Below are 15,362 nucleotides of genomic sequence, written 5' to 3'. Positions count from 1 at the left end.
CCTGCTGACACTAAAGGACAGCGCCGGGTCGAAAGACAACCACAATTACCAGCAACTTAGCAATGGGTAGGGAGGAAATGAATCAAGTGTGATCCAGATCACAAACAGTGATCTGTCATAAAGCTGCAGTTATTCCGCAGCGGTGATGGCGGGAACACTGTAATCGGCAGATTCGGGCTTTGCGAAAGGATCAAGTTTCCAGACCTGAAGGGCCCCTGCCCGGCCGCGCAGGGCGAAATCGCCCGCCGCCTGCTCGCAGGTTTCCCCATGGAGCTGGGAGACCGTATCCGCGCTGGCAAGGATCACAACTTCCTCGCCGATCCCCAGATCCCGGCCGAGGGACTGAAGACGCTCCGTCACGTTCACCGTGTCGCCGACAACCGTGTAGTTCCACCGGTCGAGCGCTCCGACATTGCCCACCACAGCCGGGCCGGTGTGGATGCCGATCCGCAGGTGAATGACGGGCGAGCCACGGGTTGCGGCCACAAGATTGGCGGCATGCAGGGCTCTTGCGATGCGTCTTGCACTGCGCACGGCGGCGGCGGCATGGTCCGGCCGGGCATCCGGTGCTCCCCAGAAGGCCAGCATGCCATCGCCGATAAACTTGTCGACGGTGCCGCCTTCCGCTTCCACCGCAGCCACCAGGATCGAGAAGTGCTCGTTGAGGTGACGGGAGGTTTCGCTGGCGGTCATGCCTTCGGACAGGGCGGTGAAGCCGACAATATCCGTGAAGACCACCGTCAGCTCGGCTTCCTTGGCGTAGGCTGCCTTTTCGCCACCCAGCCGCATGAGCTTTGAAAACAGCGAGCGCGGCACATAGGTGTTCATGGCCTTGAGGCCTTCCACCATCGAATTGAAGGCGAGCGCCACCTGATCCAGCTCAGCCACGCGGCTGCGCGGCAGCGGCTCGACATTATCAAGCGCCAGACTTCCCACCTTGCGTGACTGGATTGCGAGGTTCTTCAGCGGCATGGCGACGCGCCGCCCCATCCAGATCGCGATCAGCACCGCGATGATCAGGGCGCCGACACCCACGATCGCCGAGCCGGTCAGGCGGCGGACTTCGCGGGAAATGGTAATGCCCCTGAAATATTGACCGATGACCCAGGGCTGATCGCTGTAGCCGGGCACGACCACGCGCATCATGATGAAATCATCTTCTCCCACCTCGATGCGCGAGACATCGATGCCGGCAGAGGCCGCCTTTTCAAAGCCTGAAAGCTGCTCGCCCTTGTTGAGGGCTGCCAGAACCGGATCGCCAAGCTCGGTACGGGGCGCCGGCAGGGTCCGGCTCGGGGTCCCGCCGGTCTGGAGCTGCTCCATGTCCGAATGGAGAACCACATCATCCCCGTTGGCGATGATGAAGATCGTTGCATCATCGCCCTCCTCGATGCTGCGGATGGCAACACCCAGTTCGTTCAGGGAGCTGGCTGCCGTCAGCGTGCCGACCTTCTGGCCGCCGCGCACCAGCGGAACGGACACATTGGCGAACTGGCCAATGTCATTCAGCATCAACGGCCCCCAGGTGGGCGGGCTTTCTGCCGTCAGCTTGGGCAGGACATAGGTTTTCTCACCGCCGGACGGAATCTGTCGGCGGAACGGCCACAGACGGCCGTTGGGAGCGCGATAGACGCCGAAATTGTCGCCGTTGAGATCGGTCACCACCAGAACGGTGATCTGCTCATTGGAGGCAAGCGCGACCTGAAGCTGGCCAAGCGCTGCCGACGTATCGGTCAGGCTGATGATGCCATTGTCGAAGAAGGGCTTCAGATCGGTCACGGCCTGCTCGACAGAACTGAAGTGGCCACGAAGCTCCCGCTCCATGCTCTGGGTAATCAGGATCGCCTTGTCATTCAGCAGGGAGAAGGTGTTCCGGAAGTTCGCCTTGACCGACAGATAAAGGACAAGCGCCAGCGCGACCGCGACAAAGCCACCGAAGCCGAAGGAAATGATTCGGGTTAGCGGCATGTTCAGACGGCGCCGCTTGCGCTTTGGAACCACGACCTTGTTCAAGCCTGCGTCCTTCCCCAGGGGATGGCCATTTTCATGTCCGAATGCATGTCCGGACATTTCGCCGGACGTCTTCATATGCCTTGGCAGGCGCCTGCATCCTAGCCAAAACTATGGCACTGCACAGGCGCATGCTGGGTTTCTTTGCGTCACGCCCCCAAAAAAGGGTAACGAATTGTCTCGCCAGATCAATCCTTTGCTTTGGTGAGCCCGAGTTCCGCGAGGATTTCATCGGTATGTTCACCAAGCCCGGGCGAGGCCTTCTCCAGAACCAGCGTGCTGTCTGAAAACCTGATCGGCGTGCGCACGGACGGAATTGTCCCGCCGGCCGCCGCAGGCAGCGGCAAATCCACCTTCATCTGGCGATGAATCAGCTGCGGATCGGAAAACACATCCGCGACCGTGTTGATCGGCCCTGCCGGAACGCCCTTTTTCTCCAGCTCTGCCAGAAGCCCGTCGCGGGTGAACCGGACAGTTTCTCCAAGAAGGACCGGTACCAGCTCTTCCCGGTGGGCGACACGTCCGGCGTTGGTGGCATAGTCCGGATTGGCCAGAAGATCCTGGCGGGAGAGAATCTCGCACAGCTTCACGAACTGGCTGTCATTACCGACCGCGATGATCAAATGGCCATCGCTTGCCGGGAACACCTGATAGGGCACGATATTGGGATGGGCATTGCCGAGGCGGCGCGGAGCCGTGCCGGACACCAGATAGTTCATCGCCTGATTGGCGAGGATCGCAGCGACCGAATCCAGAAGAGCCAGATCAACCCGCTCGCCCTTGCCGGTCTGGTCACGGCGGCGGAGCGCTGCCAGAACGCCAACCACGCCGTAAAGACCGGTGAAAATATCGGCAACGGCAACACCGACCTTTTGCGGCTCCCCATCAGGCGCGCCGGTCAGGTCCATCAGACCGCCCATGCCCTGGATCATGAAGTCATAGCCTGCCCGGTGCGCATAAGGACCGTCCTGACCAAAGCCCGTGACGGAGCAATAGATCAACCGCGGGTTCAATGCCTTCAGGCTGTCGTAGTCGAGGCCGTATTTCTCGAGCCCGCCAACCTTGAAATTCTCGATCAGGACGTCCGCATCCGCGACCAGACGGCGGACGATCTCCTGTCCCTCCTGCGTGCGGAAGTCCGCCGCGATGGACCGCTTGCCCCGGTTGCAGGCATGGAAATAGGCCGCGTCCAGGCGGTTGCCTTCTCCGTCCTCGACAAAGGGAGGCCCCCAGCCGCGCGTGTCATCACCGGCCGGAGACTCAACCTTGATCACGTCGGCTCCGAGATCTGACAGGGTCTGGCCAATCCAGGGGCCTGCCAGAATCCGTGCGAGTTCCACGACCTTCACGCCCTCGAGGGGAGCAGCCATGCGTTCCTCCTTGGCAGACCGTCCGTGCGGTCAGCCCTGCTTCCGGTAGAGATGATAACGGCCCGGGCGGATGCCCTCGGGCTTGGGAAGGGTTTCGAAATTCGGCAGCTCCAGCGGCAGGCCGGACAGAACATAGCCGCCCGCAGCCGTATGCTTGTCGATCAGCGGTGACAGCCAGGAAGAGGTAGCCAGATCCATGGTCGGATCACCGGATCCGAGATCGCAATGGATGAAGGCGGCGGGTGCCTTGATGCGCGGACCGCAATAGGCCAGCGTGTCGCGGATCTCGCCGAAGATCATGTGCTCGGCATCAGGAATGCAGCTCGGGTGGCAGGCAAGGTCCCGGTCGAACACATAGATCTCCCGGTCCGGAAGGATTTCCCGGATGTGATCATAGGTGCGGCCATTGCCGAGTCCCAGTTCGAGAACAGGGCCTTCGACACCCTTGAGGCGGGCGGTCACATCTTCCAGAAGAATCTTCTGGGCGGTGAGACGGCGAATAAAACTGTCGAGGCGACTCATGTGAAAATCCCGTGATTAAATGTGGCTTCTCCTTAGCCCGCCGCACCGGCAAGGTCAAAGGAAGCAAGCCGCAGGACACCTGCTTGTGATCCCGCGCGATCTGGCAGCCCGCTCCATCTTCGCTTGCGGAACCGGCTTGCGGCATGGTTCAAAAGGTCACTGGTGCAGCCACGGCTTGCACCCTTTAGGAGACCGACATGGCAGAGATCGACCTGGAAGCGGAATACAACAACCGGGAACGGGTGCCGGACCATCCTGAACTCATCGCAGGATGGGCCAAGGATGCGGATGACTACCGCAAGGCCCGTCCGGACGCCAAGCTCGACCAGGTCTATGGCCCCTCTCCCCGCAATCTCTTTGACTTCTTCCCCGCCCAGGACGGCAGCCCGGCACAACGGCTGACGGCACTCTTCATCCACGGCGGCTACTGGCAGGCCCTGGACAAGAGCTTCTTTTCCCACATGGCCCGGGGCATGAATACCCGCGGTTTTGACGTGGTGATCGCCAATTACTCGCTCTGCCCCACCATTTCCGTGGATGGCATCACGTCCGAAATGCGCCAGCTCGCAGCCCATGTCCACCGTCTGACCGGCCGCAAGCTCTCTGTTTTCGGCCACTCTGCGGGCGGCCACCTGACCGCAGCCCTGATGGCGACGGACTGGAGCGCGCACGAGATGCCCTCCGACCTGGTGACCGCAGCAATGCCTGTCTCCGGCCTTTTCGATCTCGCGCCCCTCGTTCCGACCAGCGTCAACAAGGCCCTGGGCCTGGATGAGGCCAGCGCCCGGGCCGCGTCGCCGATTTCGGCACCCAAGCCCTCAAGCGGACGCTACATCGCCGTCGTCGGCGGGGCGGAAAGCTCCGAATACCTGCGCCAGAGCCGCCTTCTGACCAGCCTGTGGCAAGGACCTGCCCTGAGCGGTGAACTGGACATTCTGGAAGGCGCGAACCATTTTACCGTCATCCTTCCCTTTGCGGATCCGTCCAGCACGCTGGTTGCCAGCCTGGCCGGAATTTCCAGCACTCTCTGACAAACACCAAAGACCGACATCCAACCGGACCTATCCATGCGCACCGACACTGCCGCCGCCATTCATCTGGAAGACTATCAGCCAGCGCCCTATCACATCGACACGGTCGATCTGGACATTCACCTCGCCCCGACCGCGACACAGGTGAAGGCAACCCTTGCCATCCGCCGCCGGGATGGCGTGGCGCCCGGAACTCCGCTCTGGCTGAATGGCGATGAAACGGCCTTCACTGGCCTTGCCGTGAATGGTCAGGGGCTTGAGGAAAGCGCGTACACCGCCAATGAGCGGGAGCTGGTGATCCACACTCCGCCGGCAGAGCCCTTCACTCTGGAGGTGCGCACCTGGGTCAATCCGGAAGCCAACACCCAGCTCTCCGGGCTGTACCGCTCCTCGGGCAACTATTGCACCCAATGCGAGGCCGAAGGGTTCCGCCGGATCACCTATTTCCTCGACCGTCCGGATGTTCTCTCGGTCTATACCACCCGCATCGAAGGCCCCAAGGCGGATACGCAGGTGCTGCTCGGCAACGGCAATCCGGTGGAGAGCGGCGACATTCCGGGGACCGACCGTCACTATGCCATCTGGCACGACCCGCACCCCAAGCCGTCCTACCTGTTCGCCATGGTTGCCGGTAACCTCGCCCATGTTTCGGACAGCTTCGTCACCTCTTCCGGACGCAAGGTCGACCTGAAGATTTATGTCGAGCCGGGCAAGGAAGACCGCTGCGACTGGGCCATGGACAGCCTGAAACGATCCATGAAATGGGACGAGGATGTCTTCGGCTGCGAATATGACCTGGATGTCTTCAACATCGTTGCCGTGTCGGATTTCAACATGGGCGCGATGGAGAACAAGGGCCTCAACATCTTCAATGACAAGTATGTTCTGGCCGATCCGGAAACCGCGACCGATCAGGACTACGCCAATATCGAGGCGGTGATTGCCCACGAATATTTCCACAACTGGACGGGCAACCGCATCACTTGCCGCGACTGGTTCCAGCTGTGCCTAAAGGAAGGCCTGACCGTGTTCCGCGATCAGGAATTTTCGTCCGACATGCGCTCGCGGGCCGTGAAGCGCATTTCCGACGTCCGCCTTCTGCGCTCGCACCAGTTCCCGGAGGATGCTGGCCCGCTGGCCCATCCGGTGCGCCCGCGCCAATACACCGAGATCAACAACTTCTACACCGCCACCGTCTATGAAAAGGGCGCGGAAGTCGTCCGCATGCTGAAGACCCTGCTCGGCGATGACGGCTTCCGGAAAGGCATGGATCTCTATTTCCAGCGCCACGACGGCGACGCCACGACCATCGAGGCGTTTCTCGCCTGTTTTTCCGAGGCAACCTCCACGGACCTTGGCCAGTTCGCCCGCTGGTACGAGCAGGCAGGAACACCGCTGGTCACGGTCAAGAGCCAGTTTGATGCGACCGCCCAGGAGCTGACCCTCGACATCACCCAGTCGATTGCTCCCCTGCCCGGCCAGGCGACCAGCCAGCCGGCGGTGATCCCGATCCGCTTCGGGCTGATCGGACAGGACGGCGCTGACGTCACGGCCAGCCGCATTACGGGCGCAGAAGTCCGGGGCGATGTGCTGCTTCTGACCAAGGCAAGCCAGAAGGTAACGTTCCACGGACTCGAACACCGTCCCGTCCTGTCGCTTCTGCGTGGCTTTTCAGCGCCCGTGCGGCTGGAAGCCCACCAGAACCTTGCGGACCTCACCTTTCTTGCCCGCCACGACAGCGATCCCTTCAACCGCTGGCAGGCGGTACAGACCCTGGCAACGCAGGAACTCATCCGGCTCACCCATGAGGCACACAAGAAGGGATCTCTGGAGGTCGACGACCGGCTGGTGGAAATCTTCGGCACGATCCTCTCCGACCAAGGCCTAGATCCGGCCTTCAAGGCTCTGGCACTCGATCTTCCGGGAGAAGCGGACATTGCCCGCGAGATCGGCAAGAACGTGGATCCGGACGCCATCCACGCCGCCCGGATGGCCTTCCGCAGCGCCATTGGAGCCGCTCATCTTGCCGCTTTCCATGCCCTGCTTGCCGACGCACCGCAGGAAGGCACCTTCAGCCCGGACGCCGCTTCCGCCGGAAAGCGTGCCCTGGCAGCCCAAGCCCTCGGCTATTTCGCGGACGCTGGAACGCCGGCGGCACCGGACAAGGTCTGGCATGCCTTCCAGCAGGCCAACAACATGACCGACCGGATCGGAGCGCTCACGCTTCTGGTCCATCGCAATCTGCCCAGGGCAGAGCAGGCGCTGGCCGACTTCCGCAGCCGCCATTCGGACAATTCGCTGGCCATGGACAAGTGGTTCACGGTTCAGGCCACAACACCGGCGAAGGATGGTCTGGAGCGGGTGAAAGCCCTCACCGCCCATCCCCTGTTCGACATGACGAACCCCAACCGGATGCGTTCCCTGATCCAGGCCTTTGCGACCGGCAACCATGTTCAGTTTGCCCGCAAGGATGGCGAGGGATTCGCCTTCATTGCCGACTGCGTGATGACGCTCGACCCAAGAAACCCGCAAGTCGCAGCAAGGCTTCTGACTTGCTTCAGATCTTGGCGCTCTCTTGAGGGCGAAAGAAGCAAGCATGCAGAAAAGGCACTTTTACGTATTTCTGCCATGGAAAAACTGTCTCGGGACTGCCGGGACATTGTCGATCGCTGCTTGCAATAAAGCACGCAACTGAACCTGTTAACGCCGGAAGTGGATTCACCTTCCGGCGTTAACCATTTTGTTCTTTTGAGGCCTTTACAAATACCCGACCTTGGATTCAAATGAAGGTGATTCGGCGGGCAGAACGCCCACCTTCAAGTACACCAAAAAGTCGGGAAAGTTACCGATGGCGCGGGCATCTGCTGGCAGCGCGTCCTTGCGACGCTTTGCCCGAATTCCAGGATCGAACTCAGGCAAATCCCTCTCAGGCCACCTCCGTCTGCTGGCACAGCCGACCTATTCGCGCCTGTTGAGATCCGAGCCGCTGATGCGCCGGATCATCCCTGCCCTGAGCCTCTTTTTCATCGCAGCGCTCGCCGCCTACCGCGTGCTTGAGCTCAGCTACGACCATCAGGACATCGAGCAGCAGGCCCGCAACGAAATCACGCTGACCGCCACGGTTCTGGCTTCCCGTCTCAGCGGTGAAGAGGCCAACCTGCCGGAAGAAGGCTACCGCACCGCCCTGCAGCGCGTGCTTGCCGACAACCTTCCTGCCGGTGCCACCAGCAACGGCCGGGTCATCCTTCTGGCCGACAAGGACGGCATGGTCGTCGCCAGCGCACCGCTGCGGCCGAACATGGAAGGCATGCCGATCAACCTGATCCTCGGCCCGTCCCAACCGCTGACCATCTTTGGCGCCCGCGCCGGTGTTCTGCCTCTGCCGGTCGAGCTCGACAACATGGGCAGCAAGGAAGACGTCTACGCCACCGTCCATCACCTTGATGGCCCGCTGGGCATGGTTGCCGTCCTGCAGCCGGAAGCCGATATCTTCGGCAACTGGCGCACGGATGTTTCGGCCAACGTGACCCTCTTCGTCGGCACAGCCTCGGTGATGCTGGTGCTGATCTACGCCTTCTTCGCCCAGGCCACCCGCGCCGAGCAGGCAGACGAGATGTATGCGGCCACCCGCGGCCGGATCGACGCCGCCCTCACCCATGGGCGCTGCGGACTGTTCGACTGGGATCTGGCCCGGGGCCGGATGTTCTGGTCTTCCTCGCTTTATGAGCTACTGGGCCGCACGCCTCAGGATGACATCCTCTCCTTCTCCGAAGTGACCGAGATCACCCATCCGGAAGACGTGGACCTGTTTCAGCTGGCGGAAAACCTTCTGACCACTGGCGAGAAGACGGTCGACAAGACATTCCGCATGCGCCACGCCGATGGCAACTGGGTCTGGCTGCGCGCCCGCGGCGAAATCCAGCTGGAGCCGGGCCGCTCGGAGCCGCACTTGATCGGCATCTGCATCGACGTGACCGAACAGCACGAGCTGGCCGAGCAAAGCCGCACGGCAGACCTGCGCCTTCGCGACGCGATCGAGACCATTTCGGAAGCCTTCGTTCTGTGGAATGCCCGTAACGAGCTGGTCATCTGCAATTCCAACTATCAGGCTCTACACAACCTGCCGGGCCGGGTCATCAAGCCGGGCACGCCCTATCAGGACGTCATGACCGCAGCCTCCAACTCGCAGATCACGTCCCGTCCGGTGAAGATCAGCGGCGGTGGCGCGAATGATGCCTATGAAGCCCAGCTGGAAGACGGACGCTGGCTACAGATCTCCGAACGGCGCACCAAGGACGGCGGTTTCGTGTCTGTCGGCACCGACATTACCGCGCTGAAGCAGCATGAAGAAAAGCTGATGGACAGCGAGAAGCGGCTGCGCCAGACCATTTCCGACCTGCGCAAGTCCCGCCAGACACTGGAAATGCAGGCTCAGCAGCTGGTGGAACTGGCCGAGAAATACAGCCAGGAAAAGACCAAGGCGGAAGAAGCCAACACCGCCAAGTCCGAATTTCTCGCCAACATTTCTCATGAGCTGCGCACGCCGCTGAACGCGATCATCGGCTTCTCCGACATCATGACCCAGGAAATGTTCGGCCCTGTCGGCAGCGATCGCTACGCCGAATATTGCAAGGACATCCATTCCTCCGGCACTTACCTGCTCAACGTCATCAACGACATCCTCGACATGTCGAAGATCGAGGCTGGCCGCCTGACCATCGAAACCGAGTCCGTCGATGCAGGAGATGCCGCCCGCGACGCAACCCGGATCATCTCGGCAGCAGCCGCGGAAAAGCGCATCTCTGTGCTGTGCGACGTGGAACCGGAAGATCTGCCCGCCATGGCCGACCGCCGCGCCCTGAAGCAGGTTCTCCTCAACCTCCTCGCCAACGCCGTGAAGTTCACGCCGGACGGCGGCGAGGTCCGGCTCAAGGCCCGCCCGGAACAGGACATGGTCCGCTTCGACATCACCGACACCGGCATCGGCATCGCCGCAGCCGACATCGAGCGGCTGGCCAAGCCCTTCATTCAGGTGGAAAACCAGTTCACCAAGAGCCACAAGGGCTCCGGCCTCGGCCTCGCCATCGCCCGCTCCCTGGTGGAACTGCATGGCAGCAAGCTGATCATCAGCTCGGAAGTCGGTCAGGGTACCACGGTCAGCTTCCTGCTGCCGAAGGGCAAGGATGACAAGGAGATGGCTCAGAACGCCTGAGCCATCTTCAGTTTCGTTTCCGTAGAAACGGCTTAGGCCTGCTCGGCCACTTCCACCTTGCCGACGATCGCCTCGAACTGCTCCCTAACACCCGCCTGAATTTCAGCCAGTTCCGCTTCCAGCCTTGAGAATTCCGGGCTGCCGGCGGCATGCAACAGCAGATCGATCACGCCGCGCGGCGCATCAGCAGCCTTGAACTTGCCCGGCACCGCCATGCGCAGAACTTGCGTCAGCCTGTGATAGAGCCGCAGCGCATGGAGCAGCTGATCCGCAATGCCCGGATCCAGAACGCCCGCATCGCGCAGATTGATCAGCGCCCCTTCCGTTCCCTGCGCCAGAACATCCGTCGTCTGGCTGGCATGAACAAGCTGCAGGAACTGGGCGAGGAACTCGATGTCCACCAGGCCGCCAGCCACCTGCTTCAGGTCCCAGACGTCCTTTGTGCCCTTTTCCTTCTCGATCCGGGCCCGCATGCTGCGCACGTCATCGGCCAGCTTCGGCCGCTCGCGCAGCGCGGAAAGTGTCTCGCACAGGTGGGATTGAATGGTCTGCGAAAAGCCTTCCGAAGAGGAGGCGATCACACGGGCCCGGGTGAGTGCCATATGCTCCCAGGTCCAGGCTTCCTTTTTCTGATAGTCGATGAACCCAGCAAGGTTCGTCGCCAGAGGTCCGGCATTGCCGGAAGGACGCAGACGGAAGTCGACCTCGTATAGAGCCCCCTCTGCAGTCGGCGCAGACAGCGCCGTCACCAGCCGCTGGGTCAGGCGGGCGTAATACTGGGCAACGGACAAGGGCCGCTTGCCATCCGACTGCTGGGCGTCTTCCGGCGCATCGTAAAGCAGGATCAGATCCAGATCCGAGGCCGCTGTCATTTCCCGGCCACCAAGCTTGCCCATGGCGAGCAGCGCATATTCGCCCCCCTCGACCCGGCCATGACTTTCGGCCACATGCGCCTCCACCCAGGGCAGAAGCCGCTCGACCACCACTTCCGCCAGACGCGCCAGCGCATGGCCCACCCGGTCGGCGCTCAGCGTGTCGGAGATGAGACGCAGGCCGATCAGGAACTGTTGCTCCTGGGCAAAGATCCGCGCCCGGTCCAGTGCTTCCTCATAAAAGCGCGCCTGAGCCAGGGTCCGGTCAAGACCGGTCCGGAATTCCGCCGCGCTCGGCATGGCGCCGAAGAAAGCCGGATCCAGCACGGAATCCAGAACATGGATGCGGCGGGACACGGTCTCGGCCATGCGGGGCGCAGCCCCCATCACCGTCGCCAGCAGATTGAGCAGTTCCGGATTAGAGCGCAGCAGAGAGAAGAGCTGAACCCCGGCAGGCAACTTGGCGAGGAAACTGTCGAAGCTTCGTAGCGCCGCATCCGCGTTATCGGTCGCCGCCAATGCCGACAACAGCACTGGATGCAACTCGGTCAGGCGCTCCCGCGCCTTGGTCGACCGGGTCGCAGCGTACCGGCCGAAGTGCCAGGACTTGATGATATTGGCCGCATCCGAGGGCTGCTTGTAGCCAAGTCGCGACAGGGTCTCCAGCGTATCCGGATCATGATCATCGCCGGTGAAGACCAGATTTCCCAGTTCAGACGCCAGCTCCGGCTCATCCTCGAAGAGACCGGCATAATGTTTCTGCACCCGCTTCAGGCGGCAGAGAAAGGCGTCTTCAAAGGCCTCAAGGCTGTCAAAGCCCATCAGATAGGCGACGCGGCAGAGCCCCTCCTCCTCCTTGGGCAGAAGCTGGGTCTGCTCGTCATTGAGCATCTGGATCCGGTGTTCGACCGCCCGAAGGAAGACATAGGCTTCGTTGAGCTCGTCGCGGGCATCGACCGCGATCCAGCCAGCGTCAAGCAAGCCATCCAGCATATCCAGGGTGCGCCGCCCGCGCAGGGCCGGGTTCCGCCCGCCCGCAATCAGTTGCTGGGTCTGGACGAAGAACTCGACCTCGCGAATGCCACCCCGGCCGAGTTTCACATTGTGGCCCGCAACCGCGATCTTCGCGTGGCCCTTGTGCATGTGAATCTGGCGCTTGATCGATTGCACATCGGCAATGGCCGCGAAGTCCAGATACTTGCGCCAGATGAAGGGCACGATTTCTTTCAGGAAGGCTTCGCCTGCCGGGATGTCGCCCGCGCAAGGGCGTGCCTTGATCAAGGCCGCCCGCTCCCAATTCTGGCCAAGCGCCTCGTAATAGGACAAGGCTCCGGACACGGACATGGCAAGCGGCGTTGCGCCCGGATCGGGACGCAGACGCAGATCCGTGCGGAACACATAACCGTCCGCCGTGCGGTCCTGCATGATCTTGACCATGCGGCGGGTCAGCCGGACGAACTCGACCGGCGCCTCCGCCTTCGCCGACATCGGAGCCTTCTCGCCATCGTAGAGAACGATCAGGTCGATATCGGAGGAGTAGTTCAACTCACGGGCGCCATGCTTGCCCATGGCCAGGAGAATGAGACCGGACCCCACTTCCGGCTGCTCGGGATCCTGTGGCTCGAACTTGCCCTTGGCCGCCAGATCGGCAAGGCAGAAGCGCACGGTGGCGGTCAGCGCGGCATCGGCGAAATCCGCCAGCGCGCCAGTCACCTGATCCAGCGTCAGGGCACCGGCGATGTCCCCAAGGCCGAGCGTCAGGGCAAGGTCCTGCTTCAGCACGCGCAAGTCCCGCATGATACCGGCTTCATCTGCAGCACGGGCAGTCCGGGCAGACGAAATCAGGCCGGCAATCCGCTCTTCGGGCACAGCCGCCAGAGCACCGACAAGGCGCTTCACGTCACGCACAGCCAGATCGCGCAGATAGGCGCTGTTACTCAGAAAGCCCGTCAGAAACGGTTCAAGGCGCGGCTCCTTCACCATGAGCGCCTTGAGCTCTGCGCCCTCTGCAGCCTCTGTTGCGTCCTTGAGGAAGAGCTGTCCCCGGCCCTCATCAACCGGCTTCGGGCAGACCGACAAACGGTCCAGCAGGCAACCCTTGCCGTTTTCAGCCGGGCTTGCGGTCGCTGGCTTGTCCGTCATCTGTATTCCCCCCACTCGTTTCCGCCCGCTTCAGATCAAAACAGGCCATCAGTCCGGGGGCCGCGTCCTTCAGGACCAGATTCCCCCCATGCAACCGGGCAATTGCTTTCACAAGGCTGAGACCAAGTCCATAGCCCGGTCTCGTCCGGCTTGCATCCAGACGCACGAACCGCCCGGAAACCCTGTCCCTGTCCTCTTCCGCAATCCCCAGACCATTGTCGGCGACGGAGAGGACTGCCCGGCCGTTCTCCGTCCCGGCCCTGACCGTGATCACCAGCGGACCTTCGGCCGGGCGGCCATATTTCAGGCTGTTCTCGATCAGGTTAACCAGCCCTTGCGCAACCAGATCCCGGTTGCACAGCGCCATGATCGGCTGATCGGGCAGGATCGTGACGAGTTCCCCGTCCTCGTCTTCCAGAACCGGGCCGTAAAGGTCCGCCATTTCTGCAGCCAGCCGTGCGATATCCGTCTCGGGCATGTCCGCATCCGGCGCCATGGCCTCTACTCTGGCAATCCTGAGCAGCGCGTCGAAGATCCGGATCAGCTGCTCGGATTCCTCGATGGTCGAAAGCAAGGCTTCCCGGTAGTCCTCGGTGGTTTTGGCTTCCCGCAGGGCGTTCTCCACCCGGGTGCGCAGGCGCGTCAGCGGCGTCTTGAGGTCATGGGCGATGTTGTCGGTCACATCCTTCATGCCCTGCATCAAGAGCTCGATCCGCTCCAGCATCTCGTTGAGATTGGTTGCAAGACGGTCGAATTCATCGCCATTTCCGGCGACAGGCAGACGGCCCGACAGGTTGCCATGCATGATGGTCTGGCTGGTTGCGGCAATGGCATCGATCCGCTTCATCACCCGGCGGCTGACGAAGAACCACGTTGCGGCCGCCATGATGATCACTGCGGCAAGCCAGAGCCGGAGCGCTCCGGCAAGGATGGTCGAGAAGCGGGACTGTTCACCGAGATCGCGGCCGACCAGCAGGCGGAAGCCGCCGCGCAGATCAAAGATCCGCACCAGGGCCTCCCGCTCCACCTCCCCGGTCGCATCCACGCGGGAATAGCGCATGCGCCGCAAGCCGCCATCGGTCTCATCCAGCACGACGGTCGGCAGACGCGAAATGTTGCCGACGATGGTGTTGCCGGAAAAATCCATCAGCAGATAGAGGCTGGCATCCGGCCGCCGGGACCGCCGGTCGATGCTTTCCGCAACCGCCCGGATTCCCCCGCGCACATATTCCTCGACCAGCCCGGAAATTTCCGCATCCACCGTCTGGCTCACCTGCGTGTCCATCAGCTGGCGGGTGGATTGCGAGATATAGAGCAGCAGAAAACCGGAGAGGCCGGTAAAGACCGCGATATAGAGCAGCGCCAGCTTGAAGGCCGTCGTGCGCAGGATCCTAGTCAGACGTGTCACGGACCGTGTACCCCGCGCCGCGGATGGTGTGCAGCAACGGCTTGTCGAAGTCCTTGTCGATCTTCGACCGCAGCCGGGAGATATGCACGTCGATCACATTGGTCTGCGGGTCGAAGTGATATTCCCAGACATTCTCCAGAAGCATGGTCCGGGTCACGACCTGACCGGCATGCTGCATCAGATACTCCAGAAGACGGAACTCGCGCGGCTGCAGCGGAATGTCCTGATCCCCGCGCCGGCAGGTGTGGGTCAACCGGTCCAGCTCGAGATCACCGACCCGGTAGGAAGTCACCACCTCGCCGCCCGCCTTCGGACGGCGGGCAAGCGCTTCGATACGGGCTAAAAGCTCGGTGAAGGCATAGGGCTTGGGCAGATAGTCGTCCCCGCCGGCCTTCAGCCCCATGACCCGGTCATCGACCTGGCCGAGAGCAGACAGGATCAGCACAGGGGTCTGATCCCCGGCCTTGCGCAAGGCTTCGATCACCGACAGGCCATCGCGCTTGGGCAGCATCCGGTCGACGATCAGAACATCGTAGGAAGCCGACTGGGCCATATGCAGGCCCGTGTCGCCATCGGCGGCCTGATCGGCCAGATGCCCCAGCTCCTTGAGCCCTTTTGCCAGATAGGCCGAAGCCTCGGCGTCGTCTTCGATAATGAGAATCCGCAACATGAACTCCTTTTACAGAAGAAGAAGGCCGAGAAGAAGAACCGACTTCGAGGGTTGAAAGATCGCTGGCGGCGGAACCGGGGAGGTTCCGCCGCCAGACGTCACGGCAGGCCGGGAGGGGATGGGGG

Annotated in this window: 9 protein-coding genes; 3 read left to right on the top strand and 6 right to left on the bottom strand. The window is 62.1% G+C overall.

The window, feature by feature from the left end:
• Positions 1 to 129 precede the first annotated feature (129 nt).
• From BUA94_RS05750 to BUA94_RS05740, 3 genes are all read right to left on the bottom strand, one after another.
• Positions 130 to 2,013: an adenylate/guanylate cyclase domain-containing protein gene (locus BUA94_RS05750; RefSeq protein WP_208979976.1), complete on the bottom strand. Its 1,884-nt coding sequence runs from the start codon at positions 2,011 to 2,013 to the stop codon at positions 130 to 132.
• 185 nt (positions 2,014 to 2,198) lie between these two features.
• Positions 2,199 to 3,380, bottom strand: coding sequence for a CaiB/BaiF CoA transferase family protein (locus BUA94_RS05745; protein ID WP_073009930.1), 1,182 nt, complete (start codon positions 3,378 to 3,380; stop codon positions 2,199 to 2,201).
• A gap of 30 nt (positions 3,381 to 3,410) precedes the next feature.
• A complete protein-coding gene (locus BUA94_RS05740) occupies positions 3,411 to 3,902 on the bottom strand; it encodes a class I SAM-dependent methyltransferase (RefSeq protein ID WP_073009928.1) in 492 nt (163 codons plus the stop codon).
• A gap of 197 nt (positions 3,903 to 4,099) precedes the next feature.
• Here BUA94_RS05740 and BUA94_RS05735 point away from each other — a divergent pair, with 197 nt between their 5' ends.
• The 3 genes from BUA94_RS05735 to BUA94_RS05725 all read left to right on the top strand — a co-directional run bounded on the left by BUA94_RS05735 (position 4,100) and on the right by BUA94_RS05725 (position 10,145).
• Entirely contained in the window at positions 4,100 to 4,933 is an 834-nt protein-coding gene (locus BUA94_RS05735) for an alpha/beta hydrolase (protein ID WP_073009926.1), read from the top strand.
• Positions 4,934 to 4,969: 36 nt separating this feature from the next.
• Entirely contained in the window at positions 4,970 to 7,615 is a 2,646-nt protein-coding gene (pepN, locus tag BUA94_RS05730; protein WP_073009924.1) for an aminopeptidase N, read from the top strand.
• Between the two features lie 166 nt (positions 7,616 to 7,781).
• Positions 7,782 to 10,145: an ATP-binding protein gene (locus BUA94_RS05725; protein WP_073009922.1), complete on the top strand. Its 2,364-nt coding sequence runs from the start codon at positions 7,782 to 7,784 to the stop codon at positions 10,143 to 10,145.
• Between the two features lie 32 nt (positions 10,146 to 10,177).
• Here the strand turns inward: BUA94_RS05725 and BUA94_RS05720 are convergent, their stop codons facing one another.
• Genes BUA94_RS05720 through BUA94_RS05710 form a run of 3 tightly spaced genes read right to left on the bottom strand, consistent with a single transcriptional unit; the run spans position 10,178 to position 15,237 of the window.
• Positions 10,178 to 13,159: a bifunctional [glutamine synthetase] adenylyltransferase/[glutamine synthetase]-adenylyl-L-tyrosine phosphorylase gene (locus BUA94_RS05720; protein ID WP_073009920.1), complete on the bottom strand. Its 2,982-nt coding sequence runs from the start codon at positions 13,157 to 13,159 to the stop codon at positions 10,178 to 10,180.
• The gene (locus BUA94_RS05715; RefSeq protein WP_073009918.1) at positions 13,125 to 14,567 is read right to left on the bottom strand and encodes a sensor histidine kinase; all 1,443 of its coding nucleotides are present in this window, start codon (positions 14,565 to 14,567) and stop codon (positions 13,125 to 13,127) included. Before BUA94_RS05715 ends, BUA94_RS05720 begins: the two co-directional genes overlap by 35 nt.
• On the bottom strand, positions 14,551 to 15,237 hold the full coding sequence (locus BUA94_RS05710; protein WP_073009916.1) for a response regulator transcription factor: 687 nt from the start codon (positions 15,235 to 15,237) through the stop codon (positions 14,551 to 14,553). The genes BUA94_RS05715 and BUA94_RS05710 overlap by 17 nt, the downstream gene beginning before the upstream one ends.
• Between the last annotated feature and the right edge of the window lie 125 nt (positions 15,238 to 15,362).

The organism is Roseibium suaedae, assembly GCF_900142725.1.
In the GTDB taxonomy this organism is placed as follows: Bacteria; Pseudomonadota; Alphaproteobacteria; order Rhizobiales; family Stappiaceae; genus Roseibium; species Roseibium suaedae.
The sequence above is the reverse complement of the archived record's forward strand: the minus strand, read 5'-3'. Positions and strand labels throughout refer to the sequence as shown.

Coding starts and splice junctions, on each gene's coding strand:
- pepN (WP_073009924.1), top strand. CDS start 4,970: ATGCGCACCGACACTGCCGCCGCCATTCATCTGGAAGACTATCAGCCA.
- BUA94_RS05725 (WP_073009922.1), top strand. CDS start 7,782: ATGGCGCGGGCATCTGCTGGCAGCGCGTCCTTGCGACGCTTTGCCCGA.
- BUA94_RS05745 (WP_073009930.1), bottom strand. CDS start 3,380: ATGGCTGCTCCCCTCGAGGGCGTGAAGGTCGTGGAACTCGCACGGATT.
- BUA94_RS05710 (WP_073009916.1), bottom strand. CDS start 15,237: ATGTTGCGGATTCTCATTATCGAAGACGACGCCGAGGCTTCGGCCTAT.
- BUA94_RS05735 (WP_073009926.1), top strand. CDS start 4,100: ATGGCAGAGATCGACCTGGAAGCGGAATACAACAACCGGGAACGGGTG.
- BUA94_RS05720 (WP_073009920.1), bottom strand. CDS start 13,159: ATGACGGACAAGCCAGCGACCGCAAGCCCGGCTGAAAACGGCAAGGGT.
- BUA94_RS05740 (WP_073009928.1), bottom strand. CDS start 3,902: ATGAGTCGCCTCGACAGTTTTATTCGCCGTCTCACCGCCCAGAAGATT.